Source organism: Stenotrophomonas sp. CFBP 13725, from assembly GCF_014841935.1.
Lineage (GTDB): Bacteria > Pseudomonadota > Gammaproteobacteria > Xanthomonadales > Xanthomonadaceae > Stenotrophomonas.
This window is the reverse complement of sequence record NZ_JACYUV010000008.1, coordinates 26,995-53,748: the sequence shown is the minus strand read 5'-3', so window position 1 is coordinate 53,748 and position 26,754 is coordinate 26,995. Positions and strand designations below refer to the sequence as shown.

The window sequence follows — 26,754 nt, the reverse complement described above, 5'->3', positions numbered from 1 at the left end:
CATTTTCATCGAATCTCAGCTACAGCGCGGCTTGCGTCCGGCCGCCTGCGCCTGCTGATAGACGCCCTGTAATCCAGGCGCATCGCGCTGCAGTTCACGGATCCGATTGGCGGGGTCGGGATGGGTGGACAACCATTGGGGGCTACGTCCCGCGCTCGCCGACATCATGTTCTGCCACAGGTTGACGGCCTGCGCGGGATCGAACCCGGCCTCGGCCATCAGCTTCTGGCCGACCACATCGGCTTCGCTTTCCTGGGTACGCGAACCGGGCAGCAGGAACAGGGTCTGCGCGCCCATGCCGCCGAACTGATTGACCGCGCTCGCTGCGGTATCACCATAGGCAGCGCCGGCCAGTGCGCCGACCACCGACAGACCCGTCTGCGCTCCCATCTGACGGGTGATGCGCTCTTCATGGTGGCGCGCGATCACGTGGCCGATCTCATGACCGATGACCGCGGCAAGCTGGTCCTGATTCTTGGCCACGGTGAAGATGCCGGAGTTCACGCCCACCTTGCCGCCTGGCAGCGCGAAGGCATTGGGTTCGTTATCGGCGAAGACAGCTGTTTCCCACCGTACGCCACGGTACTGAGCAGGCAGCTGAGCCACCAGCGCAGTGACCACGCATTGCACATAGGCGGTCTGCTTGGGGTCTGTGCTGACCTTTTCCTTCTGCTTGGTTTCAGCAAAAGCCTGGGCACCCAGCTGATCGAGCTCGGCCTGGGATACACCGCCCACAACCTGACGGCGGCCGGTCGGCGAGGTGGTGGTGGCGCATGCGCTCAGCAGTGCGGTGATCGTAAAAGCCAGCAGAAGTCGTTTCATGGATCCATTCCCCGTGTTCATGCACTGAGTGTCCACGCCGCAAGCTTAATTTTTCGTCAATCCCTGCACGGTATGCACGGCACAGGCTCGATGGCGTTGTCCGTCGTATTTCGCGAACGGTGATGGCATCCGCCGAGTGTGGCTCGGCGCTACCGCTTCGTCGGCGCAGAAGGGGGCTGCTGTTAGATCGCCGAGCCGCGCTCGGCGGATGCTTCAGTGGGTGCCGAACAGCATCAGCATGCTCAACGCCACCGCATTGTTGAGCGCATGCGCGGCAATGGGCGCCCACAGGGTTCCGGTGCGCTGGTACAGCCAGCAGAACGCGGCGCCCATGCCACCGTAGATCAGCCACAACTGGGCGATTTCAGCGGGACCGTTCGCACTGGTTCCCGGTATCTCGTGCACGAGCGCGAAGGCCAGACTGCTCAACACCATGCCCAGCACGGGCTTGCCGGCCTGCCACAGGCGGCCGAACAACACGCGGCGGAACAGCAGCTCTTCGTAGGCCGGTGCCAGCACGACAGCGAACAGCATCAGGAACACAGGGAACTGATCCACCGCGCGGGTCATCAGGTCCAGGTTTGTCGGAACCGGCTCGATACCGGCGCGCTTGGCCAGGAAGGCAATGCCGTTGCTGAAGATGATGACCAGCACCGCGACGAACAGGGTCCAGCCCCACGTGGACAGCTGGGCGGCCGCGTGCCGTGAGGTTTCACGTTCCACACGCGTGGCGGGGCGTCGCCAGAAGTACAGAATCAGGGCCGCACCGCCGGTGGCCACCAGCGCCATCAGGATCTGGGCCAAGGGCCCCGGCTGACCGAGCAGGGCAGCTATTGCGTTGGGATCCGGCGCGTCAGCCTTCTGGGAAGCGGCCTCCATGCCCACCATGACCCCGCGGTACAGCCCCCACACGAGTCCTGCCATCAGGCTGATGCCAAACAGGATCAACCCGGCCAAACCCACATCGATCAGAAATCCGGCGAGGGGCGAGCTGACCTTGCGCGGTGCAGGGGGTGGCGGTGCGGCCGCAGGCAGCGGCGGCGGTGGGACCTGGGCAGTGACGGACATCGGCAACCTGGCAGCTGAAGGGGGCTCCGCCCCGTGCGCGTTGCACGGGGCGATCTCTTCGGATTGTGTCAGATATCCAGGTTGTGCACTTTCAGCGCATTGTCCTCGATGAAGTCGCGGCGCGGCTCGACCACATCGCCCATCAAGGTGCTGAAGATCTGGTCAGCCGCCACCGCATCTTCGATGCGGACCTGCAGCAGACGACGCGTATCCGGGTTCACCGTGGTATCCCACAGCTGTTCCGGATTCATTTCACCCAGACCCTTGAATCGCTGGATCTGGCGACCGCGCTTGGCTTCATCGAGCAACCAGGCCTGGGCCTGCGCAAACGAGGTCACTTCGATCGACTTGGCGCCGCGAGAGATGACAGCGCCCTCGCGCACCAGACCGTGCAGCAGCGATGCCGCCTGGTAGATCGCGCGCAGCTCGCCACCGTCGAACGCGGCCAGCGGCAGCACCTGGATGTGCACTTCGCCCATATGGCGGCGCGTCACCAACACGGCAGCGGGGCGCTGATCGTTGGGTTCCTGCAGTTCCAGAGTGAAACGCGCCGAACCGAGGCTGCCCTGGTTGAGGCGTGCTGCCAGCGCATCCAGGCCTTCTTCGGGCGATGCATTGCGCAGGTGTTCCAGATCCATCGGAATGAAGTCGACCAGCGCGGCAAGCAGCTGACGGTCATAGCGGTGGGCGTTACGCGAGATCGAGTCCAGCGCGCCGGCGTAGCTGAGCAGCAGCTTTTCCAGCGCGACGCCTTCGATGCCGTGCTCGCCGCTGGCCGGAACCAGCGTGGCATTTTCCACCGCGCTGCTCGCCAGATACGCATCCAGCGCCGGATCGTCCTTGAGGTAGAGCTCGGTCTTGCCCTGTTTGATCTTGTACAGCGGCGGCAGGCCGATGTAGACGTAACCGCGCTCGATCAGCTCCGGCATCTGCCGGTAGAAGAACGTCAACAGCAGCGTACGGATGTGCGCACCGTCGACGTCGGCGTCGGTCATGATGATGATCTTGTGGTAACGCAGCTTGTCCGGGTTGTATTCGTCCCGGCCGATGCCCGTGCCCAGCGCGGTGATCAGCGTGCCCACCTGGTCCGAGGCCAGCATGCGGTCGAAACGGGCACGCTCCACGTTGAGGATCTTGCCGCGCAGCGGCAGCACGGCCTGGTTCTTGCGGTTGCGTCCCTGCTTGGCGGAGCCACCTGCCGAGTCACCCTCGACGATGAACAATTCCGACAGCGCTGGATCCTTTTCCTGGCAATCGGCCAGCTTGCCGGGCAGGCCGGCAATATCCAGCGCGCCCTTGCGGCGGGTCAGATCGCGTGCCTTGCGCGCCGCTTCACGCGCACGGGCCGCATCGACGATCTTGCCGGCGATCGCCTTGGCTTCGTTCGGATTTTCCTGCAGGAACGCTTCCAGGCGCTGGCCGAATGCGTTTTCCACCGCCGGACGGACATCCGAGCTGACCAGCTTTTCCTTGGTCTGGCTGGAGAAGCTGGGATCCGGCACCTTGACCGACAGCACGGCGATCATGCCTTCGCGCATGTCATCGCCGGTCAGGTTGATCTTGGCCTGTTTGGCAATGCCATTCTGTTCGATGTAGTTGTTCAGCACGCGGGTCAGCGCGCCGCGGAAGCCGGCCAAGTGCGTGCCGCCATCCTTCTGCGGAATGTTGTTTGTGAAGCAGTACATCGTTTCCTGGTAGGAATCGGTCCACTGCAACGCCACTTCCACGGTGATACCGCTGTGCTCGCCCACGACCGAGATCACGTTCGGATGCAGCGGGGTCTTCAGCTGGGCAAGATGCTCCACGAAGCTGGCGATGCCGCCTTCGTAGTGGAAATCATCGCGACGACCTTCTCCGCGCTGGTCGATCAGCACGATCTTGACGCCGGAGTTGAGGAACGAGAGCTCGCGCAGACGACGGGCGAGGATGTCGTAGTGGAACTCGACGTTGTCGTGGAATGCTTTGGTCGAGGGCCAGAATCGAAGGGTGGTGCCGCGCTTTGTGCTGGCCTCAACCTGCTTCAGCGGCATCACGGCCGCACCGTCGGCGTATTCCTGGTGGTAATGGAAACCGCCCTGATAGATGTCCAGCGTCAGCTTCTGCGACAGCGCATTGACCACGCTGACGCCCACGCCGTGCAGGCCGCCGGAGACTTTGTAGCTGTTGTCGTCGAACTTGCCGCCTGCGTGCAGGACCGTCATCACGACCTCGGCTGCCGAGACCTCGCGATCCAGCTTCCTGCTCATCTGCTCGTGCTTGCCGGTCGGGATGCCACGGCCGTTATCCGTCACGCCCACAGACCCGTCTGCGTGGATCGTGACCGAAACGTGGTCGGCATGGCCCGCGAGCGCCTCATCGATGGAGTTGTCGACGACTTCGAACACCATGTGGTGCAGGCCGGTGCCATCGTGTACGTCACCGATGTACATGCCGGGACGCTTGCGGACGGCCTCCAGGCCCTCCAGCGCGGTGATGCTGTTGGCGTCGTAGGTGCCGCTGTTTGCAGGTGCAGGGGTGTTCTGTTCGTCGGTCATTGCGCTCGCCGTAGGCTCCGCAGGTCGGGCGCCAACGAATGGCGCGCCGAGAAAGAGGGGGTGATACAACCTGAATTATACCAGCCGGGCAGGTCTACCCCGTGGACCACTATGGCACACCGGTCACTTGGCCATGTTCCACGTGGAACCGCGCGATGTCGGTACGATCCAGCAGTGGTGATGGGGTTTCGGTGGCGGTAATGAATATCTGCGCCGGGCCAGCCAGCAGTCGGTCCAGCACCCGGCCTTGATGGTTGCGATCCAACTCTGATCCCAGGTCATCCAGTGCAATCACCGGCCAGTGCTTGCGTTGCACGGCGTAGTCTTCGGCTTGGGCCAACAGGCAGGTGAGGGCAGTCAGCTTGGCCTGTCCACGCGACAGTGCGTCGCGCCCCGGAATGCTGCCGAAGCCAACCGTCCAATCCGCACGGTGCGGTCCCACCGAGGTATAGCCCGCCTGCCGGTCTCGTTCGCGCGCAAGCAGCAACGCATCGGCGAGGGACACCTCGTGGCGGCGCCAGCCAGGGCTGAGCGTCATTGACTGCACATCCAGTTGTGGCGCCAGTTCGGCGGCCAGTTCCACGGCTCGGGACTGCAGGCGCTCCAGGTAATGAAGACGCCGGCTGGTCAGCGGTTCACCCGCCTCCGAGAGCTCATGATCCCATGTATCCAGCATTCGCGGCGCTCCCCCTTGCTTCAGCAGGGCATTGCGCTGTTTCAGCGCCCGGGAGTAGCGCCGCCACAGGGAGAGAAAGTCTGGTTCCACGTGGAACAGACCCCAATCCAGGAATCGACGCCTGGGCTCGCCGCCCCCGCTCACCAGTGCGTGGCTGCCGGGCTCAAAGGTCACCACGGCCAAGGCTGCGCACAGGTTTCCCAGCTGCGCGACATCTTCTCCGTCCAGCCGGCCTTTCCAGTCCTGTCCAGAATGACGAAGACCCGCGCGACGCCGGATTTCCCTGCCTTCGGCGTTGGATTCGTCCCATTCCACGAAAACGTCCAACGATTCCTGGCCTTGACGGATCAAACCGTCCCGCACGCGGCCGCGGAAGCTGCGCCCGTAGGCCATCAGGTGCAGCGCTTCGAGCACGCTGGTCTTTCCGGCGCCGTTGTCGCCCGTCAGCAGGTTGATACCCGGCTGTGGCAACAGGTCTGCCGACTCGAATCGACGTACGTGCTGAAGGGAAAGGCGGCGGATCTGCATGAAGGGAGGTTGCCGGAATCGACGGCGCGGGAGGGTGAGCGATCTACCAGCTTACTGCATCGGTCAAGGGCATCGACTGGCCACGGAGATCGGGCAGCGATGCAGCTCAATTGGCTCAAATCCGCTGCGTTCTGTGGTCTCGCTGGTCGCGCCAACCGTCAGATTTCAAGAATCTGCGCCCTTCGCGGGTCGCGGTTCCACGTGAAAGGCGTCGAATACTTGAATTCTGCTGGGTCCCAACCCGCACGCCCCATCAGATTTCAAGAAATTCACGGCGTAGCCGGAGCCGTCTTGAAACCCTTGGGATTACTTATACACAACCTCTGCGCAAGCTGTGGATAAAAAAGCGGTTTTACCAAGGCTCGAAATCTATCCACAGGTATTCCCCCAGCCCACCCCCCACTTGGAAGGGGGGTTTCAAGGCTAATAAACGTATATAAATCATACAGATAGGCCAGTTATACATGAAATCTGGCCCTACCATCACCACCATGCTTTAGATTTATACCCAGATTTAAAAGCTTGGCAGCCCCTCCGATCGGGTCCCACCGGGATGTGGATAATCGAAAACAGGGAAGTGCGACGGACATGGCAAACCATCGTGATCTGGCCCGCCGCACCAGGGCAGCTGACGAACGGCGGGCCAACAAACACCGCACCGAAGACCCCATCGGTCCATCGGGCGATTCAGTGGCACGACGTTGCACCCGCTACGGATGATCCACGTGGAACAAAAAAAAACGCCCGAACATGTCGGGCGCTTCTTGTTCCACGTGGAACCGGATGTCAGAGACGCAGCGGCATCACCACGTGGCGAGACTTCTCGCTGCTGGCTTCGCGGACCAGTGCGGAGGAGTTCGAATCACGCAGCTGCACGATGATGAACTCGTCGCGCAGCGCTGACAGGGCATCCAGCACGTAATTCACGTTGAACCCGATCGCCAGATCGGAGACCGTGGTCTCGGCTTCGATTTCTTCCTGGGCTTCTTCTTGTTCCGGGTTGTGCGCGCTGATCTTCAAATTGCCCGGCGAGACTTCGACGCGGATGCCGCGGTACTTCTCGTTGGACAGGATCGCCGCACGCTGCAGAGAGGCGCGCAGTGCTTCGCGGTCCACTTTGACCTCACGGTCGGCGCCAATCGGAATCACGGCCTCGTAATCCGGGAACCGGCCGTCGATCAGCTTCGAAGTGAAGGTGACATCGTCGCGCTTGACGCGGACATGGCTGCGGCCCACTTCCAGCTCGATCTCGCGATCACCGCTTTCCAGCAGACGCTGAAGCTCGGTGACGCCCTTGCGCGGCACGATGATCTGGCGCTTGGAACCGCTAGGCTTGGCCAGGTCGGTCTCGCACAGGGCCAGACGGTGTCCGTCAGTGGCCACCGTGCGAAGCGTATCGCCACGCAGGTCAAACAGCAGACCGTTGAGGTAATACCGCACGTCCTGCTGGGCCATCGCAAACGCGGTGCGCTCGATCAGCTCCTTCAGCGTGGCTTCGCCGATCACCACACGCTCGGTGGCCTCGACCTCGTCGACCGACGGGAAATCATTGGCGGGCAGGGTAGCGAGCGTGAACCGGCTGCGGCCGGCCTGCACGGTGATCTTGTCGCCGGTCTGCGAGACCGTGATCCGGCTGCCGTCAGGCAGGGCGCGGATGATCTCGAACAACTTACGGGCCGGAATGGTTGTCTCGCCGTCCTGAGCATCTTCAACCGCGATCCGCGACACCATTTCAACTTCCAGATCCGTACCGGTCAGCGAAAGCTGCCCGTCTTTGACCTGGACGAGGAAATTTGCCAGAACCGGCAGGGTCTGGCGGCGTTCGACCACGTTGACGACCTGTGCCAACGGCTTGAGAAAGGCTTCGCGCTGCAGTGTGAAACGCATGTGGTTCCGTGCCCCTATGCTTTAAAAGATGTGGAATAAATCAAAAGCTTGGTGGTGATGGTAGAGCCAGAATTCAGGGAAAACACATCTAAGTATTTGTTTCCAAACAATATTTCATGCTCGAAACCCTCTGGAATACCGCCCCTCAAGGGGTGGGGAAAGCTGTGGATAAAATCCGAGGCGTCTACAACAGGCTTTTTATCCACAACATGCCCCACGCTTGCCCCCGGATTCTGCACCGTTTTGTGCGATGACGCCTCAATGGCGTCCGTGCATTATTCGCTCAGCTTGCGGATCAGCTTGTCCCAGTCTTCCCGCAGCTTGCCGTCGGTTTCCATCAACGTCCGGATCTGGCGGCAGCCATGCAGCACCGTGGTGTGGTCACGTCCGGCGAAGGCGTCGCCGATCTCGGGCAAGCTGTGCTCGGTCAGTTCCTTGGTCAGCGCCATCGCCACCTGGCGTGGCCGGGCCAGTGAACGGGTCCGCCGCTTGGACAGCAGATCCTTGATCTGCAGCCCGTAGTAATCGGCGACGGTTTTCTGGATGTTGGGAATGCTGATGGCCTGCTGCTGGGCCCGAAGCAGGTCGCGCAGGGTTTCCTGGGCGAAGTCGGTGGTGATCGCACGGCCAGTGAAATTGGCCCGGGCGGTGAGGGTATTCAGCGCGCCCTCGAGGTCGCGCACATTGGAGCGCATCTTCTTGGCAATCAGGAACGCAACATCGTCGGGGATTTCAGTACCGCGCTCGCGTGCCTTGGCCAGCACGATCGCCGCGCGCGTTTCGAAGTCCGGCGGCTCGATGGCGACCGACAGGCCCCAGGCAAGCCGCGACTTCAGGCGCGCTTCCAGGCCCTCGACTTCGCGCGGATACCGATCGCAGGTCAGGATGATCTGCTGCTTGCCGTCGAAGAGCGCGTTGAACGTATGGAAGAATTCTTCCTGCGTCCGGTCTTTGCCGGCAAAGAACTGGATGTCATCGATCAACAGCGCGTCCACCTGCTGGAACTGGCGCTTGAACTGATCCATGGTCTTTTCCTGCAGGGCCCGGATCATCGCGCTGAAGAACTGTTCCGAGCGCAGGTAGAGCACCTTGGCATGCGGATTGGCTTCGCGCATCGCATTGCCGGCGGCAAACATCAGGTGGGTCTTGCCCAGACCGGTGCCGCCGTACAACAGGAGCGGATTGTGCGCACGGTCACCCGGCTTCTGCGCGGCCTGGAAAGCGGCGGCCAGACCCAGCTGGTTGCTCCGGCCTTCGACGAAATTGGCGAAGGTGTAGTGCGAATCCATGTTGCCGGCGAACGGCACCACCGGCTCACTGGCCAGCGGTGGGGCAGCGGGCGAGGCACCGCCCGTGAACAGCCCCGGATTCGGCGCGATCTGCGTCTCCATTGGCCGCGGACGCGAGCCGATTTCAAGAAAAACGTCGCCAAACCCTGCGAAATGGGTCAGCAGCTCGCGGATGCGTGGCAGGTACAGGGCGCGTACCTGGTCCACGATGAAGGCATTCGGAGCGAAGAGGATCAAGGCGTCAGCGCGCAGATCGGCCTGCAGCGGCTTCAGCCAGGTGTGAACATCCTCGGGCGGGAATTCCGCCTCAAGGCGTTCGAGACAACGGGACCAGGCATCCATCGGCAATAATCATCTTGGGCCGGGGGGAGGGCGCAGGAAAGCACCGTCCCGACTGGCCGGAAAGGGGGAAAAGGATGACTCAGACTACCACCGCGCGGCAGGCTCTGGAATGGTTGTCCCCCAGTTATTCACAAAATCATCCACAGCTATTGCACAGCCCCATGAAATAACGTAGTCACAAGGGCTTGACTTGAGGGGGGTATGACCTCCAGAATTGCCGGTTCTTTCCGTCCATTTCATACGAGAGGCCCAACATGGCCACCAAGCGCACTTTCCAGCCCAGCAACCTCAAGCGTAAGCGCGACCACGGTTTTCGTGCCCGTATGAAGACCGCAGACGGCCGCAAGATCCTGTCGCGTCGCCGCGCCAAGGGCCGCAAAGTCCTGAGCGCCTGATTGCCATGCCGCTTCCCGCGGCAGACGCAATCCTTCCGATAGTGAGTAATGCCGACCCGCGCAAGCGATTCCCTCGCTCTGCGCGTGTTCGCACGCGTGCCGAATATTCTACGGTCTTCAACGGCGCCCGCCGGGTGTCCGAACCGCTGATGACCCTTCACTGGCTGCCGGGAGACCGGCCGGCCAGAATGGGTCTGGCCGTTTCACGCAAGGTGGATCCGCACGCCGTAGGGCGTAACCGGATCAAGCGCGTCCTGCGCGACGCCATGCGTCATTGCCGTGCCGACCTGCAGCCAGGCGATGTTGTCGTCGTGGCCCGCAGTGCGGCGCGCGCAGCCAGCAACGACGAGATCCGTCAGGCCTTCCTGCGCCTGTTGCGTCGCCTTGGTGCATTGCCCGCTCCGGTCCTGGACGGCACAATGCCGCCTCCCGACGGCGTCGCATCGCCTTCTTCGAATGAGCCGGCACCACGTCCCGGCAACGCAGAGCCTGTCCGCTGATGAACCAGACCCGTATTTTCCTGATTTTTGCCTGGCTGATGGTAGCCGTGCTGCTGTGGATGGAGTGGGGCCGTGAAAAGGCTGCCCCGCCGGTCACCGCCGCCACGACGTCGGCCCCGGCAACCCAGCAGGCTGTGCCGGGCACCACCCCGGGCGGCGTGCCCGGCGCGCAGGTCCCCGGCGCCAATGGTGCCCCGGCTGCAGCCACGGCACAGGCCACGGCCGCGCCGGCCAGCCAGCGCATCACCATCACCACCGACGTCCTGCGTCTGGTGCTGGATGGTGGCCGCGTACTGGATGCCGAGCTGCTGCAGTTCCCGCAGACCAAGGACGACAACAGCCCGCCGGTGCGGCTGCTGACCGAAGATGCCGTTCACCCGTACAGCGCCGTCAGTGGCTGGGCCAGCGAAGACAAGAGCGTGCCGGTGCCGGGCGCAGAAGGCTTCAAGCTGGTGGGCGAGCAGCGCGACTTCGTGCTGGCCGACGGCCAGAACGAGCTGCAGGTCCCGTTTGTCTGGAATGGCCCGAATGGCGTGGTCATCGACCGCACCCTGACCCTGTCGCGGAACCATTACGCCGTGCAGGTGAAGGACGTGGTCCGCAACAATGGCGCGGCGCCGTGGAGCGGCTATGTCTACCGGACGCTGGACCGCAGCCCGACCATCCTGTCGCGCAGCATGACCAACCCGGACTCCTTCAGCTTCAACGGTGCCACCTGGTACGACAACGACAAGAAGTACCAGCGTCGTGCGTTCAAGGATTACCTGGACGATGGCGCGCTGAACCAGAACATCACCGGCGGCTGGCTGGCGATGCTGCAGCACCACTTCTTCACCGCGTGGATCCCGCAGAAGGATCAGGTCGCCCACTACGTGCTGTCCCAGCATGACGGTCGTGACCAGATCGAAGCCCGCGGCCCGGCCTTCAACGTCGCACCTGGCCAGCAGGTCAGCAGCGAAGCACGTCTGTGGGTCGGCCCGAAGCTGGTCAGCCAGATCGCCAAGGAAGACGTGCCCGGCCTGGACCGTGTCGTCGATTACAGCCGCTTCTCGCTGATGGCCGTGATCGGCCAGGGCCTGTTCTGGGTGTTGAACCAGGTGCACAAGCTGGTCAACAACTGGGGCTGGGCGATTGTCGGCCTGGTGGTGCTGCTGAAGATGGTGCTGTATCCGTTGTCGGCGGTGCAGTACAAGAGCGGTGCGAAAATGCGTCGCTTCCAGCCGCGCATCGCGCAGTTGAAGGAACGCTACGGCGATGACCGCCAGAAGTTCCAGACCGCGATGATGGAGCTGTACAAGAAGGAAAAGATCAACCCGATGGGCGGTTGCCTGCCGATCCTCATCCAGATGCCGATCTTCTTCGCGCTGTACTGGGTGCTGGTCGAATCGGTGGAACTGCGCCAGGCCCCTTGGCTGGGCTGGATCCAGGACCTGACCGCGCGTGACCCGTACTTCATCCTGCCGGTGATCAACGTGGCGGTGATGTGGGCGACGCAGAAGCTGACGCCGGCACCGGGCATGGACCCGATGCAGCAGAAGATGATGCAGATGATGCCGATCGTGTTCGGCGTCATGATGGCCTTCATGCCGTCCGGCCTGGTGCTGTACTGGGTGGTCAACGGTGGCCTGGGCCTGCTGCAGCAGTGGTGGATGACCAAGCGCCATGGCGGCGACCCGGTCCCCGCCGTCGCGACCAAGAAGTAAGCCACACAGGAACCCGCCGAAAGGCGGGTTTCCTGCTTCTGGCTCCCCGTGAAGCAACGCCGCACAATGCACGCCATGGATACCACTGCAACCGACACCATCGTTGCCATCGCCACCGCTGCCGGTGCCGGCGGCGTGGGCATGCTGCGCCTTTCCGGGCCGCGCTCGGCGACCATCGCCCACCTGCTCGGCGCGCCGGTGCTGCGGCCGCGCCATGCGCACTACGCGCGCCTGCGCGATGCGCACAACGACGTGATCGACGATGGCATCGTGCTGTGGTTCCCTGCACCGAACAGCTTCACCGGCGAAGAAGTGGTGGAACTGCAGGGACATGGCAGCCCCGTGGTGCTGCAGCAACTGGTTGCACGTTGCATCGCACTCGGTGCGCGCCAGGCGCGACCGGGCGAGTTCAGCGAACGCGCGTTCTTGAACGGCAAGCTGGACCTGGCCCAGGCCGAAGCCATCGCCGACCTGATCGCGGCCGGCGACCATCGTGCCGCGCGCGCCGCGCGCCGTTCCCTGGATGGCGTGTTTTCGCGCCGCGTAGATGAGGTGGCCGAGCAGTTGGTGAGGCTGCGCATCCATGTGGAGGCGGCCATTGATTTTGCCGACGAACCGCTGGATACGCTGGGCGGTGAGCAGGTGCGGCGTGGCCTGCTGCAGGCACGTGAAACGCTGTCGCTGCTGCGCCGCGATGCCGAACGTGGGCGCCGCCTGCGCGACGGCCTGCATGCGGTGCTGATCGGCCCGCCGAATGCCGGCAAGAGCTCGCTGCTCAACGCGCTGGCCGGTAGCGAACGGGCGATTGTCACCGACATTGCCGGCACCACCCGCGACACCCTGCGCGAGACGATCCGCCTGGACGGGCTGGAGCTCACGTTGGTCGATACGGCTGGCCTGCGCGATGGCGGCGATGCGATCGAGCGTGAAGGCATGCGACGCGCACGCGCCGAAATCGAACGCACCGATCTTGCGTTGATCGTGCTGGACGCGCGCGATCCCGCCGCGGGCGAAGCGGCCATCGGTGCGTCGTTGCAAGGCGTGCCGCACAAGGTCTACATCCATAACAAGTCCGATCTGTTGCCGCCGGGTTCTGGCAGCAACGACGCGGACCGCGTCTTCGTTTCAGCGGCCACCGGTGCCGGTCTGGACGAGCTGCACGCACGACTGCGTTCGATCGCCAGCGCCGGTGCGGGCGAACAGGTGGACGGCGAGTTCTCCGCGCGTACCCGCCATGTCGATGCCATCGAGCGCGCGCAGGAACATGCGCTGCAGGCCGATGGCGAGCTGGCACACGAGCATCTGGAACTGGCGGCAGAAGAGCTGCGTCTGGCACACGACGCCCTGGGCGAGATCACCGGCGCGATGAGCGCGGACGATCTGCTGGGCCGCATCTTCTCCAGCTTCTGCATCGGCAAGTAGGCCGCCAGGTTGAGCCACCTGGTAGAGCCGACTTCAGTCGGCTGCCTTCCAACGGCACCACGACACCCGACGATAAGCGGACGACAGGAATTCGTCCGCAATCTTCAGTAAGAACGATGATCAGTTGAAGATAGCCGCATGGTCTGCTCTTTCCTCGCATCACACGCTGGTGTGACCGCCGGAAGCCTGCCCATGACCCTATATCCCGTTTCCCTCATTGCCCCGCCAGAAGGCTATGCCGATTGGCTGGAGGAGCTGAAACACCGCATCGACTCTGCCCAGCAACGCGCCGCGCTGGCCGTCAACCGTGAGCTCGTCCTGCTCTACTGGGAGATGGGACGGGACATCCTGGTCCGCCAGTCCGGGCAGGGATGGGGTAGCAAAGTCATTGACCGTCTTGGCCATGACCTTCGCCTGGCCTTTCCGCAGGCAAAGGGCTTCTCGCCGCGAAACCTGAAATACATGCGTGCCTTTGCCGAGGCATGGCCGGACCCTGCATTTGTGCAACAGGTGGTTGCACAATTGCCTTGGGGCCATCAACTCATGTTGCTGGACAAGCTATCGACGTCTTCGGAACGCATCTGGTACGCGAACCAGGCCATACAGCACAACTGGTCGCGGAGCGTGCTGGTGCTGAACATAGAAGGAAAACTGCTCGAACGCACCGGCTCTGCCGTCACCAATTTCGAGCTGCGCCTTCCCAAGGCGCATTCAGACCTCGCCCGCGAAACACTCAAAGACCCCTATCGATTCGACTTTCTCGCGGTAGGACGCGAGGCCAGCGAGCGCGAGTTGGAAGACGGCCTGGTCCGGCACGCCACTGATTTTCTCCTGGAACTGGGTGCCGGCTTCGCATTCGTAGGCAGGCAGGTGCTCATCGAAGTGGCGGGGGAAGAGTTCTTCATCGATCTACTGTTTTACCACCTGCACCTTCGCTGCTATGTCGTCGTAGAGCTGAAGGCGGGCAAGTTCAAACCCGAGCATCTGGGGCAGCTGGGCTTCTATCTGACGGCCGTGAACCAGCAGAAAAAGCGGGCCGATGACAATCCGACCCTCGGATTGCTGTTGTGCAAGGAGCGCAATAAAGTCGTGGCGGAGTACGCTTTGAGTGAGAACGTGCAACCGATGGGTGTGGCCGAATACAAGGTGCTGGGCCCGCTGCCCGAACCGCTGCAGACACGCCTCCCCAGCATCGAACAGATAGAGAAAGAGCTTGCAGACGGTCCGACCAAAGTCGGGTGACGCGCTACCTCCCCCTGTCATATTGCCGACGCATACTCGCCGCATTCATCATCCAAGGGGAACGTCTGTGAAGTCGTGGGGTTGTGCGTTGCTGCTCTCGCTGGCCGTGGCACCATCGGTGGCCATGAGCGCCGAAACTTCTTCAGCTGCACCGGGCAAGGCATCTGTCTATGCCCACCGCGGGGCCAGTGCCTTGCTGCCCGAGCACACGTTGGCCGCGTATGCGCAGGCCATCAGCGATGGCGCCGACTACATAGAGCCCGACCTGGTCATGACCAAGGACGGTGTGCTGGTGGCGCGCCACGAGAACGAGATCGGCGGTACGACCGACGTCGCGTCGCGCAAAGAGTTCGCTGACCGCCGCACCAGCAAGACGATCGATGGCCAGCAGGTGGATGGCTGGTTCAGCGAGGACTTCACCCTGGCCGAGTTGAAGACGCTGTACGTGCGCGAGCGCCTGCCGGCCCTGCGCAGCACCGCGTTCGATGGTCAGTTCCGCATCGCCACCTTCGACGAGATCCTGGCCTTCCTGGTGCAGCAGGCCGGGCGCGCGAACAAGGGCATCGGCCTGGTGCCGGAGATCAAGCACCCCAGCTACTTCCAGTCCATCGGCCTGCCGATGGAGGACAAGGTGCTGGCTGCGCTGCAGGCCAACCCCTACACCAAGGTAGGGCCGGTCACGCTGCAGTCGTTCGAGACCGCCAACCTGCGCTACCTGCGCGGGAAAATCGGACGTGGCAGCAACATCCGTCTGCTGCAGTTGACCTGGAAAGGCGATGCGCAGCCCGCGGACATCGCCAAGGCCGGTGGCACGCTGACCTATGCGCAGATGCTGACCCCGGCCGGTCTGAAAGAGATCGCTACCTACGCCGACGGCATTGGTCCAGAACTGCGCTCGATCATTCCGTTGGACGCAAAGGGCGCGCTGGGTGCGCCGACCGCAGTGGTGCGCGACGCGCACGCGGCGGGGCTGATGGTGATCCCCTATACCTTCCGGCCAGAGAACTCGTTCATTGCCGCGAATCTGCGCACCGGTGAGCCGAACGCCCGCAACAACGAGGGCTCCGTCGCGGAGATGCGGGCCTATCTGGCCACCGGCATCGATGCGTTCTTCACCGATGATCCAGCACTGGGCCGTAAGGCCGTCGACGGCCCCTGACGTCGCACAGTAGCGCCGGGCCACGCTCGGCGGAATCCATCGGAACGCGTGCAAAGCTCCCGGCGAGCACGCCTCGGCGCTACCCCAGGAGGAGGGTCAGTCCTGGCGCGCGTCGTCCTGGCCCGGGCGGCGGAACGGCAGCACCACGTAGTCTTTCCCCTCGCGCGGCTGCCACAGCACCGGCACCTGGCGCGGTGAGGGGGGCTCCAGTTCGTCATCGGGCAGGGCTTCGATGGACTCTTCTTCGTCTTCCCAGCTGTAGCGTGGCCGTACGGCCATCGGGTCGCTGTGGCGGAACAGCAACGCCGCGATGATGCCGGCGAATGCTCCGCCCATGTGCGACTGCCACGACACCCCCGGCGTATGCGGCAGCACCGTCATCAACATGCCGCCGTAGAACAGCATGCCGATCAGGCCGGTGGCGATGGCGGCACGGTCGCGACGCAGCAGGCCCAGGCTGGCCAGCAGGAACATCAAGCCATGGGTAACGCCACTTGCGCCCAAGTGCAGGCTGCCGGGGTCGCCCAGCAACCAAGCGCCAATGCCCGAGCCGATCCACAGCAGCGGCAGCGCGCGCAGTGTCGCCTTCGGGTACACGCTGCCGGCCAGCGTGCCCAGGATCAGCAGCGCCACGCTGTTGGCGGCCACGTGTTCCACAGAGCCGTGCAGCAGCGGCGCACCCAGCAGACCCAGCAGGCCGGCGATGTCGAGTGGCGCGACGGCCCAGGGCCGCCAATCGAAGTAGCTCTGCAGGGCGAAGATCGCCACCAGCAGCACGACCGTTCCCAGGCTCAGGTTGAAGGCGCGCAGGATGCGCAGGCGGTCAGGAGGCGGGGCCGGGGTCTTGCCGGCTGGCACGGGTGCGTTGGCGTTCATATCCAAGCAATGGCGGTGGCCGGGGCGAAACCAACCCCGGCAGGGTGGGAAAGTAAAACGGGCCGGCGGGACAATCCCCGCCGACCCGTCAGAACAGCGCGCGCTGCCGGCCCCGCAGGACCGGCGACGCGGGGGATCACACCTTGTCGTGCTTGGGCGGGATCTTCAGGCTCAGCACCACGGTGATGGCGATGATCAGCGCGACCACGCCCAGCGAGATCGGGGTCGGGATCTTGAACAGGTCAATGATCATCATCTTGATGCCGATGAAGCCCAGCACCAGCGCCAAGCCGTACGGCAACAGGTGGAAGCGATCGGCCATGCCGGCCAGCAGGAAGAACATCGCGCGCAGGCCCAGCACCGCGAACACGTTCGAGGTGAGCACGATGAACGGGTCGGTGGTGATGGCGAAGATCGCCGGGATGCTGTCCACCGCGAAGATGACGTCGGTGACCGCGATCAGGATCAGCACCGCGAACAACGGGGTGTACCACCGCTTGCCGTCACGCATGACGCTCATGGCGTTGCCGGCATAGTCCGGCAGCAGGCGCAGGTGCTTGCGCATCCAGCGCAGGGCAGGATTGCTTTCCAGGTCGGGCTCCTGGCCCGCAGAGAACCACATCTTCCAACCCGTGAACAGCAGGAAGGCGCCGAACACGTAGAGCAGCCAATGGAACTGGGTGATCAGCACGCTACCGGCGAAGATCATGATCGTTCGCAGCACGATCGCGCCCAGGATGCCGATGATCAGCACCTTCTGTCGCTGTTCTTCGGGCACCGCGAAGTAGCCCATGATCATCAGGAAGACGAAGATGTTGTCGACTGCCAGCGCCTTTTCGACCAGGTAACCGGTCAGGAACTCGAGGCCGACCTTGTTGGCCACCACTTGGCCCGCGGTCTCATTGAGGTAGTACCAAAGGCCGCCGTTGAAGGCCAGGGCGAGCAGCACCCAGCCGATCGACCACCACAGGGCTTCCTTGAAGGTGACCTTGTGCGGGCCGCCGTGGCGCATCAATACGAGGTCGACGAGCAGCGCGATGATCACCACCGCGCCGAAGCCAAGCCATAACCACAAATTGCCGATCGTCTGCATGGGTTTGTCCGTTAAGAAAAGGAAACATCTCAAGCCGGACGGCGAGGGTCTGCAACGGAGGATCGGGAGGGGATCCAGGGACAGAGCTTCGCCAGTACGGCGAAGGTCTCGCTCGCAGCCCCGGTGTACTGGGACTGCCGTTGCACCGGAGCCTGCGGGCTCGAATTGACGGCGACAACGTTGGGAGCTACTCCCCTTCTGCGGCCGATTCTGCGGGCATAACGGCGCTGCGTCAATCAACCGCAGGTGAAGGCTGCTGGGCCAGCGGCCATCACTACCCGACTGCGGCCGCCCCTGCCGCAGCGATTACAATGGACCGATGAATACCTCTGCCCCCTTTGTCCGTCTCAAGAATGCCTGGCGCTCCAGCCACCCGTGGATCTTCCAGAAACTGGTCGAAAAGCCGGCCGTCCGGCCCAAGCCCGGGACCATCGTCGATGTCTTCGGCGTGGAGGGTGACTTCATCGGGCGCGGCTTCTACAACGGCCATTCGCGCATCGCGGTGCGCATCCTGGAAACCGACGAACGCGTGCCGGTCGACGCGGGCTGGTTCTCGCGCAAGATCGCCCAGGCTGTGGAACTGCGCCGCGATGTGCTGAAGCTGGATGCGGTCAGCGATGCCTGGCGCGTGGTGCACAGCGAAGGCGACGGCCTGTCCGGCCTGGTGGTGGACCGCTATGGCGATCTGGTGGTGGTGGAGTTCTTCGCCGCCGGCATGTTCCGCCATCGCGAGTGGATCTACGAAGCCCTGAGCGAACAGTTCCCGGGCTGCCGCTTCCACAGCTTCGCCGACGAGCACGTGCAGAAGCAGGAAAGCTTCGACTTCCACGGCAACACCACCACCGAAGCCTCGGTGATCACCGAGTACGGCGTGAAGTTCCGCGCCGATCCGGCCGGCGCGCACAAGACCGGCTTCTTCGCCGACCAGCGCGACAACCGCGAGTGGCTGAGCCAGCAGGTCGAAGGCAAGACCGTGCTCGATCTGTGCTGCAACACCGGTGGGTTTGCGGTGTACGCCGCCGCGCGCGGTGCCAGTGAAGTGGTGGGCATCGACATCGACGAGGACGTGATCCAGATCGCCAAGGGCAACGCCAAGCTCAACAACGTGCGGCCGAAGTTCGTGCAGTCCGACATCTTCCCGTGGCTGCGTGATGCCGCCAACCGCGGCGAGCAGTACGACGTGGTGATCCTGGACCCGGCGAAGATGACCCGCGACCGCGACCAGGTGATCAGCGCACTCAAGAAGTACCTGGACATGAACAAGCTGGCGCTGGGGGTGGTGAAGCCCGGTGGCCTGCTCGCCACATTCTCGTGCACCGGGCTGGTGGCTGAAGATCAGTTCCTGGACATGCTGCGCCGCGCGGCGTTCTACTCCGGCCGCACGATCCAGATCCTGAAGGTGTCCGGCGCCGGCCCCGACCACCCGTTCATGGCGCACGTGCAGGAATCACGCTACCTGAAGGCCGTGTTCTGCCGGGTGCTGTAACCGCTGATCCAAGCAGTTGGTAGCGCCGAGCCATGCTCGGCGGACGGTATCCAGATGCGTGGTAGCGCCGGGCGATGCCCGGCGGACGGTATCCGGGGCACGGGAGGTGCAGCCGACTGAAGTCGGCTCTACCGGTGTTGTCACGCGCAGGCTACTGTCGGGTTTTCCCGTTCCCGGTGAGACCCGCATGATCCTGCGTCGCCTGTCCCTGTTGCTCGCCTTGGCGCTCAGCGTGCCGCTGTCCGCCCAGGCCATCGACTTCAGCACGGCGGAGCTGCAGCGCGCGAAAGCCCTGCAGCAGCGCCTGCTCACGCTCGACAGCCATCTGGATACGCCGGCCAACTTCGCCCGCGATGGCTTCGACATCGATAACCGCCACGATCACAATGCCCTGTCGCAGGTGGATTACCCGCGCATGGTCGATGGTGCGCTGGATGGTGGGTTCTGGGCGATCTACACCGGTCAGGGCGACCGCACCGCCGCGACCCATCTGCGCGACCGCGATGCGGGCCTGCAGCGCCTGCTGGAGATCCGCACCATGGTGGCGGCCAACGCTGACTGTTTCGAACTGGCCCTCACCCCGGCCGACGCACGGCGGATCAAGGCCGATGGCAAGCGCGTGGTGTTCATCAGCATGGAAAACGCCAGCCCGCTGGTGGCCGATCCCTCACTGCTGCGCTTCTACCACCAGGCCGGACTGCGCATGCTCAGCACCGTGCACTTCGCCAACAACGAATTCGCCGACTCGGCCACCAATCCGCAGGGCCCGGAGTGGAACGGACTGAGCGCGGCGGGCAAGGCGTTGGTGCTGGATGCAGTGAAGCAGGGCATCGTGATCGATCAGTCGCACGCCTCCGACGCGGTATTCGACCAGCTGATCGCGATGATGCCGGTGCCGTTCGTGCTGTCGCACAGTGCGTCGAAAGCGATCCATGACCACCCGCGCAACCTCGACGACACGCGCCTGCGGCAGCTGGCCAAAGCGGGCGGGGTGATACAGGTCAACGCCTACGGCGGTTATCTGGTGGACCCCGGCAAGAGCCCGCAGCGCAAGGCCGCCGAAGACGCGCTCAGCAAGCGCCTTGGCGGTTGGGAAGCGATGAGCATCGCGCAGGGCGCTGAACTGCAGCGCGGCGAAGACGCCCTGGATGCGAAATACCCGGTGCGCCACGCCACCCTGGATGACTTCTTCGCCCACATGGGCCACATCCTGGAGGTTGTCGGGCCTGAGCATGTGGGCATCGGCCTGGACTGGGACGGTGGCGGTGGATTGACCGACCTGCGCGATGTCAGCGACCTGCCGAAGATCACCGCCTGGCTGCTGCGCCGTGGCTATGACGAAAAGCAGATTGCCGGCATCTGGGGCGGCAACCTGCTGCGGGTGATGCAGCAGGCTCAGGACCACGCCGAACGCTGACGGACCAGACGGGAGTGACGGCTGCTGGCCGTCACTCCGATTGACGGCCAGCGGCCGTCACTACCTGCCCAGCAGCGCGTGCCGACGGCTGTACAGGAAGTACACCGCCAGGCCGATCACGTTCCAGATCAGGAAGTACAGCTGGGTGCTCTGCGGCAGGCTGAAGAACAGATAGACGCAACCCAGTGCGGCGGCCGGACCGACCACGTAAGCCAGCGGCGTGCGGAACTTGCGCTCGCGGTTGGGTTCACGGCGGCGCAGCACCACCAGGCAGATGCCCACCGCGGTGAAGGCGGCCAGCGTGCCGGCGTTGGCCAGCGCGGCGATTTCATCCAGCCGCGCCACACCGGCCAGCGCCGATACCAGCAGGGCACTGAACAGCGTGGTCGCCACCGGCGTACCGGTGCGCTTGCTCACGTTGGACAGGCTGCGCGGCAGCATGCCGTCGCGGCCCATGACGAAGAACACCCGGCTCTGGCCGAACATGAAAGCCAGCAGCACGGTGGGCAGCGCGATGATGGCCACCACGCCGATGAGCAGTGCGGCCGTCGGGTGGCCCAGCTGGCGCATGATCAGGGCCAGCGGTTCGGCACTGCTGCCAAACACCGCGTAGCTCATGGCACCAATGGCAGCCAGCGCCACCAGCATGTAGATGATGGTGCAGCCGATCATCGAGCCGATGATGCCGATGGACAGGTCACGTCCCGGGTTCTTGGTTTCTTCGGCCGCCGTGGCGATCGCATCGAAGCCATAGAACGCGAAGAAGATGATCGCGGCAGCCGCCATCACACCACGCTCCAGCCCGTCCGGGCCCAGCGACTTGGCGAAGCCGTACGGCATGAATGGCTGCAGGTTGGCCGTATCGAAGGCGGGCAATGCAACCGCAACGAACACTGCCAGCGCGATGATCTTCAAGACCACCAGTACGGCGTTGAGCGTGGCGCTTTCCTTGGTGCCCAACATCAGGCCACCGGCCACGACCCACGTGATCAGCACCGCAGGCAGGTTGAACATGCCGCCTTCCACGTGCGGACCGGCCGACAGCGCCAGCGGCAGGCGGATGTCGATGCCCATCTGGGTATGCACCCATTCCAGGAAGCCGACGAAGTAGCCGGACCAGCCTACCGCCACCGTACTCACCACCAGCGAGTACTCCAGGATCAGGCTCCAGCCCACCACCCAGGCGAAGATCTCCCCCAATGCGGCATAGCTGTAGGTGTAGGCGCTGCCCGAGGCCGGCATCATCGTGGCCAGCTCGGCGTACGCCAGCGCAGCACAGGCACAGACGGCCCCGGCGATGGCGAAGGAGATCAACACGGCCGGGCCGGCCAGATTGGCGCCCACGCCGATCAGCGTGTAGATGCCGGTGCCCACGATGGCCCCGATACCCAACGCGATCAGGTGGGGCCAACTCAGGGTACGGACCAACTGCCTTCCGGCTTCGTGGACGGTGACGGTATCCAGGGATTTACGCCGGAGCAAAGACATGCAGGCCTCGTGGTGACTGGGAACGACAAGTGCCCGAGTGTGAACGAACGCGGCGCAGCATTACCACTGCCAAGCGCTCACCTGCAGCGCGATAGAGGTTGTCCGCGACGTGGGTTGCCGGAATCGGCACAATCGATCGGTCAGCCGTTCAAGCCCAGGCGAATGCCGAAGCCGATCAGGAACACGCCGGCCACGCGACGAAGGACATCGCTGACGCGGGGATGCTGGATCAGCCGGCGCCGCGCCAGGTTGCCGGCGCCGATCAGCAGGGAGCAGTAGGCGATGCTGACCACGAAGATGATGCCGGCAAGCGCGGCGAAGGTTGCCAGGCCCTGGTGCTGGCCTGGGTCGATGAACAATGGCAGGAAGGCCATGTAGAACAGGATCGCCTTCGGATTGAGCAGGCTGACCAGGATCGCCTGGCGGAAGTAATGCCCGGGCGCCAGGCGAATCGTGCCGGGCGTGTCGGTGCCGTCACCCTTGGGCGTACGCAACAGGCTGATGCCGACCCATACCAGATACGCCGCGCCGAGATACTGCACGGCATGGAAGACGGTGGGATTGGCTTTCAGCAGGGCGGCCACACCGGCCAGCGCCAGCCACATCAGGATCTGGTCGCCCACCAGCAACCCGGCCAGTGCCGTATAGCCACCGCGCACACCTCCCCGACCGGTGGCCGTGAGCAGGGTGAAGGTACCCGGGCCTGGCAATGCCAGGAACACCAGCACGGCGACCAGGAAGGTCCACAGGTCCTGGATGCCCATCCACGGCATGGCGGCTTACTCATTCAACGCAGGGGGCTGCCATTGTAGTGGCGCGGCGCTGATCCAGCCCCGTTGCCACGATGTGGCCGGCGCTTGCGATCCCGTAGCGCCGAGCCACGCTCGGCGAGCGCAGCGGCAGCCCCGGGACGACAAGCGGCCCTCACTACCGGGCGATGGGCAACCCTTCCAGCAACGGCGCCAGCCGCTCGCCCAGGAACCCATGCAACTGCCGCACCGCCGGCGAGAACTGCTTGCGATGTGGGCACACCAGGTTCAACGGCAGCGGCTCGCCACTGCCGCCCAGCAGCACCTGCAGCCGCCCGGCACGTACGTCGTCGCCCACATCGAGCCATGATTTGTAGGCGATACCCTCACCCGCCACCGCCCACCGTCGCACCACATCGGCGTCATCGCACAGCAGTGCGCCACGCACCACCACCACGCTACGCCGTCCATCGTGTTCAAAGTTCCAGCGATCGTGCGTGCGCCCGCCCAGTTGGTACAGCAGGCAGGCATGGTCCTTCAGGGCATCCATGCTGCCTGGCGTGCCGTGTGCCTGCACATAGCCGGGAGAGGCCACCAGCACGCGACGGTTGTCCGGCAGCAGCGACAGGGCGACGTAGCTGGCGTCGTCGAACCGACCCAGGCGAAAGGCGATGTCGACCGGATCGCGGAATACATCCGTCACCTGGTCGGACAACTGCAGATGCAACTGCAGGCGCGGATGTGCGCGACGGAAGGCGGTCAGCCACGGCAGCAGCACGTTGCGGCCAAGATCCGAGGGCGCGGCCACCTGCAGCGTGCCGGCCAGCTCGGCATCCTCGCCCTGCACCCGGGCTCGACCCTCGCGCAACGCCGCCAGCACGTCGTGTGCGTACGGCAGGTACACCGCGCCCTCGGCGGTCAGCCGAAGGCTGCGGGTGGTACGAACGAACAGGCGCAGGTCCAGCTCGCGCTCCAGCCGGGCAATCGCCGCCGCGACCTGCCCCGGAAGCAGATCCGCCTCGCGCGCTGCCGTGCTGAAGCTGCCGAGCGCCGCAGTGCGGGCGAACAACTGCAGGTCATCGAAGCGGATCATTTTCACCACGAGAGAGAAAGTGATGTTGGATTCTGCGCCTTTCCAGCGGCCCCCGCAGCGTCCATGCTGGCGTGAATCCCCCTTTGCTGCGGAGTTCCCCATGCGCGCTGTTGCCTATACCCGTGCCGGCCTGTCCATCGATGATCCGAAGGCCCTGGTTGATCTGGAGATGGACATCCCCACCCCGGGTCCACGGGACCTGCGGGTCGCGGTGACCGCGGTGGCGGTGAACCCGGTCGATGCCAAGGTGCGCCGCAGCGCCGCCACCGAGACCCCGCGCGTGCTTGGATTCGATGCGGTCGGCGTGGTGGATGCCGTGGGCAGTGAGGTCACCCTGTTCCAGCCCGGCGATGCGGTGTACTACGCCGGTGCCATCGACCGGGCGGGCAGCAATGCCGAATACCAACTGGTAGACGAGCGCATTGTCGGCCGCAAGCCCACCAGTCTGGATGACGCCAGCGCCGCGGCACTGCCGTTGACCGCGATCACCGCATGGGAGCTGCTGTTTGATCGCCTGCGCATCGCCGAAGGCGGTGGCGAAGGCCAGACCCTGCTGGTGATCGGCGCAGCCGGTGGCGTCGGCTCCATCCTGGTGCAGCTGGCCCGCCAGCTGACCAAGCTGACCGTGGTAGGCACCGCATCGCGACCGGAAACCCAGGACTGGGTGTACGCGCTGGGCGCCCATCACGTGATCGACCACAGCCTGCCGCTGACCGAGGGCCTGTCGCGGCTGGGCATCCAGCAGGTGGAGCACGTGGCCAGCCTGACCCACACCGACCAGCACTACGCACAGATCATCGAGGTGCTGGCGCCGCAGGGCCAGCTGGGTCTGATCGACGATCCCGGCCAGCTGGACGTCATGGCCCTCAAGCGCAAGTGCGCCTCGCTGCATTGGGAGTTCATGTTCGCCCGCCCGCTGCACCAGACCGCTGACATGCAGCAGCAGCACGTCCTGTTGAACCGCGTGGCCGGCCTGATCGATGCCGGCGTCCTGCGCACCACCCTGGGCGAGAATCTCGGCCGCATCAACGCAGCCAACCTGCGCCGCGCCCACGCTCTGATCGAAAGCCAGAAAGCCAAGGGCAAGATCGTCCTCGAAGGCTGGTAAGCCCGTTTCTCTCTTCCTTCTTTTTTCAACGCGGCAGACAGCACACGGAACCTGTCAGCGGGTCGGGCGGGTGGGGTATGCGGGGCCTTGAGCGGGCAGGAGCCGCGAAGAGCTACATGGACGTACTTGCGCGTGCCCCGCATAGCCCACCCGCCCGATCCACGCGCGGGTGCAGCGCGCACGCTGTCGGCCGCGAGGGGGCCCAGCCCGTTCGACCACCCCGACGCAGCGCATGAGACAGCACCCGCCTAAACTAGGCGGATGGAAACCCAGACCCTTGTACTCCTGGCCGTGCTGCTGCTCGCCATCATCCTCGTGCTGCTGGTGGTGGTGCTGCGCCGCTCCAGTGGCGGCACCGACACCCACGAACTCGACGCGCTGCGCCACACGCTGAGCGAAGAACGCGAGCGCAGCCTCGCCGCCCAGGTCGACGCCGGCCAGCTGCGCGGACGTCTGCAGGCCCTGCAGGACGACATCGAAGGCGAACGCCGCCGCGCGCAGGATGCCCAGCAGGCACTCAGCGCCGCGCAGGGCCGCATAGAACGCGACGCCGCCCTGGCCAGCGAGCGTGACACCCGCCTGGTGGAACGAGGCAACGCCCTGCAGCAGATGCAGGAACAACTGGTCGACCTGCAGCAGCAACTGCACGCCCAGCGCGAAACCTACCAGCAGCTGCACGGTGACCACACCCGCCTGCAGGCCAACCTGCAGCACCAGCAGCAGGCCAGCGCCGAGCTGCGCATCTATCTGGATACGGCGAAGGAAAAGCTCAGCGGCGCCTTTGCTGAACTGGCCGGCAAGGTGTTCGAGGAGCGTGGCCAGCAGTTCGAGAAGAACGTGCGCCAAGCGACCGGGCAGTCGCGGCTGGACATCGAAAACATGCTCAAGCCCTTCACCGAGCGACTGCAGGAGTTCCGCGGCCGCGTCGACGTGCTGTACGCCGAAGAGGCACGCGAACGTGCCAGCCTGCTCGGTGCCGTGGGTGAACTGAAGACCCTCAACCAGGACATGGCCTCGCAGGCTGCCGCCCTCACCAACGCCCTGAAAGGCAACGCGAAGGTGCGTGGCGACTGGGGCGAGCTGATGCTGGAAACGGTGCTGCGTAGTTCCGGGCTGGAAGAGGGCGTGCACTACAAGCGCCAGCAGCACGTGGTGGACGACGAAGGCGAACGCCTGCGTCCGGACGTGGTGGTGAACTTCCCGGACCAGCGCAGCATCGTGGTCGACAGCAAGGTCAATCTGGTGGCATGGCAGGAAGCCATGAACGCCGATACGCCCGATGCCGGCAACGAAGCGCTGCTGCGCCATGCCACGGCGTTGCGCGCGCATGTGCGCGATCTCGGCGTGCGCAACTACCCCAAGGCCATGGGCGAAGAACAGACGCTGGATGTGACCATCGCGTTCGTGCCGATCGAAGGCGCCCTGTCGGCAGCACTGTCCATCGACCCCTCGCTGCAGACCTACGCCTTCGACAACAAGGTCGTGTTTGCTTCGCCGAACACGCTGATGGCGCTGCTGCGCGTGGCAGAACGTCTGTGGACGCGCGACAAGGTGCAGAAACAGGCGCTGCAGATCAGCGATGCCGGCGGACTGGTGCTGGATGCACTGGTCGCTTTCCTGGCCGACTTCAACAACGTCGGCAAGAAGCTGGAAGACGCCACGACGGCGTTCTCCAACGCACGCAACCGCCTGCAGGATTCGCGCAATTCGGCGATCAGCCGCGCGCGTCGCTTGGCCGAGCTGGGCAGCAAAGCGAAGAAGGCGCTGCCGCCTGAACTGCAACCCGAAGTGGTTCAGCAGCTGGCGGGACCTGACGAAGAATAGACATACCGCTTGGGTATCCTCGTTGGTCTACCTGCACACCTCATGGATGCCAC

Annotated in this window: 21 protein-coding genes; 10 read left to right on the top strand and 11 right to left on the bottom strand. The window is 64.3% G+C overall.

All coding sequences use genetic code 11. The features are described 5' to 3' along the window. Positions 1 to 15: 15 nt before the first annotated feature. The 6 genes from IFT65_RS14005 to dnaA form a co-directional block, all read right to left on the bottom strand. Positions 16 to 822, bottom strand: a complete 807-nt coding sequence (locus tag IFT65_RS14005; protein WP_188325547.1) for a M48 family metallopeptidase — start codon at positions 820 to 822, stop codon at positions 16 to 18. 213 nt (positions 823 to 1,035) lie between these two features. Continuing rightward, entirely contained in the window at positions 1,036 to 1,890 is an 855-nt protein-coding gene (locus IFT65_RS14000) for a type II CAAX endopeptidase family protein (protein ID WP_192081945.1), read from the bottom strand. Between the two features lie 68 nt (positions 1,891 to 1,958). Next, entirely contained in the window at positions 1,959 to 4,424 is a 2,466-nt protein-coding gene (gene gyrB / locus IFT65_RS13995; protein WP_192081944.1) for a DNA topoisomerase (ATP-hydrolyzing) subunit B, read from the bottom strand. A gap of 109 nt (positions 4,425 to 4,533) precedes the next feature. Continuing rightward, positions 4,534 to 5,628 carry a DNA replication/repair protein RecF gene (gene recF / locus IFT65_RS13990; RefSeq protein ID WP_192081943.1) on the bottom strand — a complete coding sequence of 365 codons (1,095 nt, stop codon included), beginning with the start codon at positions 5,626 to 5,628 and terminating at the stop codon, positions 4,534 to 4,536. A 786-nt stretch (positions 5,629 to 6,414) separates the two neighbouring features. After that, positions 6,415 to 7,515 (bottom strand): DNA polymerase III subunit beta, encoded by a 1,101-nt coding sequence (dnaN, locus tag IFT65_RS13985; protein ID WP_192081942.1) that lies wholly within the window; start codon positions 7,513 to 7,515, stop codon positions 6,415 to 6,417. A gap of 275 nt (positions 7,516 to 7,790) precedes the next feature. Then, the gene (gene dnaA, locus IFT65_RS13980) at positions 7,791 to 9,146 is read right to left on the bottom strand and encodes a chromosomal replication initiator protein DnaA (protein ID WP_188325542.1); all 1,356 of its coding nucleotides are present in this window, start codon (positions 9,144 to 9,146) and stop codon (positions 7,791 to 7,793) included. Positions 9,147 to 9,400: 254 nt separating this feature from the next. On the opposite strand from dnaA, the gene rpmH reads away from it, so the two are divergent. The 6 genes from rpmH (at position 9,401) to IFT65_RS13950 (ending at position 15,567) form a co-directional block, all read left to right on the top strand. Further along, positions 9,401 to 9,541: a 50S ribosomal protein L34 gene (rpmH, locus tag IFT65_RS13975; RefSeq protein WP_006404565.1), complete on the top strand. Its 141-nt coding sequence runs from the start codon at positions 9,401 to 9,403 to the stop codon at positions 9,539 to 9,541. Positions 9,542 to 9,546: 5 nt separating this feature from the next. Next, positions 9,547 to 10,041 (top strand): ribonuclease P protein component, encoded by a 495-nt coding sequence (gene rnpA, locus IFT65_RS13970; RefSeq protein WP_188325541.1) that lies wholly within the window; start codon positions 9,547 to 9,549, stop codon positions 10,039 to 10,041. Then, positions 10,041 to 11,744, top strand: a complete 1,704-nt coding sequence (gene yidC / locus IFT65_RS13965; RefSeq protein WP_188325540.1) for a membrane protein insertase YidC — start codon at positions 10,041 to 10,043, stop codon at positions 11,742 to 11,744. Before rnpA ends, yidC begins: the two co-directional genes overlap by 1 nt. A gap of 75 nt (positions 11,745 to 11,819) precedes the next feature. After that, positions 11,820 to 13,166 (top strand): tRNA uridine-5-carboxymethylaminomethyl(34) synthesis GTPase MnmE, encoded by a 1,347-nt coding sequence (gene mnmE / locus IFT65_RS13960; RefSeq protein ID WP_192081941.1) that lies wholly within the window; start codon positions 11,820 to 11,822, stop codon positions 13,164 to 13,166. 192 nt (positions 13,167 to 13,358) lie between these two features. Next, entirely contained in the window at positions 13,359 to 14,408 is a 1,050-nt protein-coding gene (locus tag IFT65_RS13955) for a PDDEXK nuclease domain-containing protein (protein WP_192081940.1), read from the top strand. A gap of 67 nt (positions 14,409 to 14,475) precedes the next feature. Further along, entirely contained in the window at positions 14,476 to 15,567 is a 1,092-nt protein-coding gene (locus IFT65_RS13950; RefSeq protein ID WP_192081939.1) for a glycerophosphodiester phosphodiesterase, read from the top strand. Positions 15,568 to 15,663: 96 nt separating this feature from the next. On the opposite strand, the gene IFT65_RS13945 is transcribed toward IFT65_RS13950, so the two are convergent. Together IFT65_RS13945 and IFT65_RS13940 are read right to left on the bottom strand one after the other, a co-directional pair. Beyond that, positions 15,664 to 16,443 (bottom strand): rhomboid family intramembrane serine protease, encoded by a 780-nt coding sequence (locus IFT65_RS13945; protein WP_192081938.1) that lies wholly within the window; start codon positions 16,441 to 16,443, stop codon positions 15,664 to 15,666. A 136-nt stretch (positions 16,444 to 16,579) separates the two neighbouring features. Continuing rightward, positions 16,580 to 17,536, bottom strand: a complete 957-nt coding sequence (locus tag IFT65_RS13940) for a TerC family protein (RefSeq protein WP_188325535.1) — start codon at positions 17,534 to 17,536, stop codon at positions 16,580 to 16,582. A gap of 319 nt (positions 17,537 to 17,855) precedes the next feature. Between IFT65_RS13940 and IFT65_RS13935 the strand changes: the two genes are divergently transcribed. Beyond that, positions 17,856 to 19,022 carry a class I SAM-dependent rRNA methyltransferase gene (locus IFT65_RS13935; RefSeq protein ID WP_192081937.1) on the top strand — a complete coding sequence of 389 codons (1,167 nt, stop codon included), beginning with the start codon at positions 17,856 to 17,858 and terminating at the stop codon, positions 19,020 to 19,022. Between the two features lie 187 nt (positions 19,023 to 19,209). Beyond that, a complete protein-coding gene (locus IFT65_RS13930) occupies positions 19,210 to 20,439 on the top strand; it encodes a dipeptidase (RefSeq protein ID WP_192081936.1) in 1,230 nt (409 codons plus the stop codon). Positions 20,440 to 20,499: 60 nt separating this feature from the next. Here IFT65_RS13930 and IFT65_RS13925 read toward each other — a convergent pair whose 3' ends face one another. The 3 genes from IFT65_RS13925 to IFT65_RS13915 form a co-directional block, all read right to left on the bottom strand. Beyond that, complete coding sequence (locus IFT65_RS13925; protein WP_188325532.1) at positions 20,500 to 21,927, bottom strand: amino acid permease; 1,428 nt, start codon at positions 21,925 to 21,927, stop codon at positions 20,500 to 20,502. Between the two features lie 140 nt (positions 21,928 to 22,067). Then, positions 22,068 to 22,700, bottom strand: a complete 633-nt coding sequence (gene leuE, locus IFT65_RS13920; protein ID WP_192081935.1) for a leucine efflux protein LeuE — start codon at positions 22,698 to 22,700, stop codon at positions 22,068 to 22,070. Positions 22,701 to 22,854: 154 nt separating this feature from the next. Then, positions 22,855 to 23,775 carry a LysR substrate-binding domain-containing protein gene (locus IFT65_RS13915; protein ID WP_192081998.1) on the bottom strand — a complete coding sequence of 307 codons (921 nt, stop codon included), beginning with the start codon at positions 23,773 to 23,775 and terminating at the stop codon, positions 22,855 to 22,857. A 94-nt stretch (positions 23,776 to 23,869) separates the two neighbouring features. Between IFT65_RS13915 and IFT65_RS13910 the strand changes: the two genes are divergently transcribed. After that, positions 23,870 to 24,877, top strand: coding sequence for a zinc-binding alcohol dehydrogenase family protein (locus IFT65_RS13910; protein ID WP_192081934.1), 1,008 nt, complete (start codon positions 23,870 to 23,872; stop codon positions 24,875 to 24,877). A gap of 261 nt (positions 24,878 to 25,138) precedes the next feature. Further along, positions 25,139 to 26,701 carry a DNA recombination protein RmuC gene (gene rmuC / locus IFT65_RS13905; protein ID WP_192081933.1) on the top strand — a complete coding sequence of 521 codons (1,563 nt, stop codon included), beginning with the start codon at positions 25,139 to 25,141 and terminating at the stop codon, positions 26,699 to 26,701. The last annotated feature ends 53 nt before the right edge of the window (positions 26,702 to 26,754 follow it).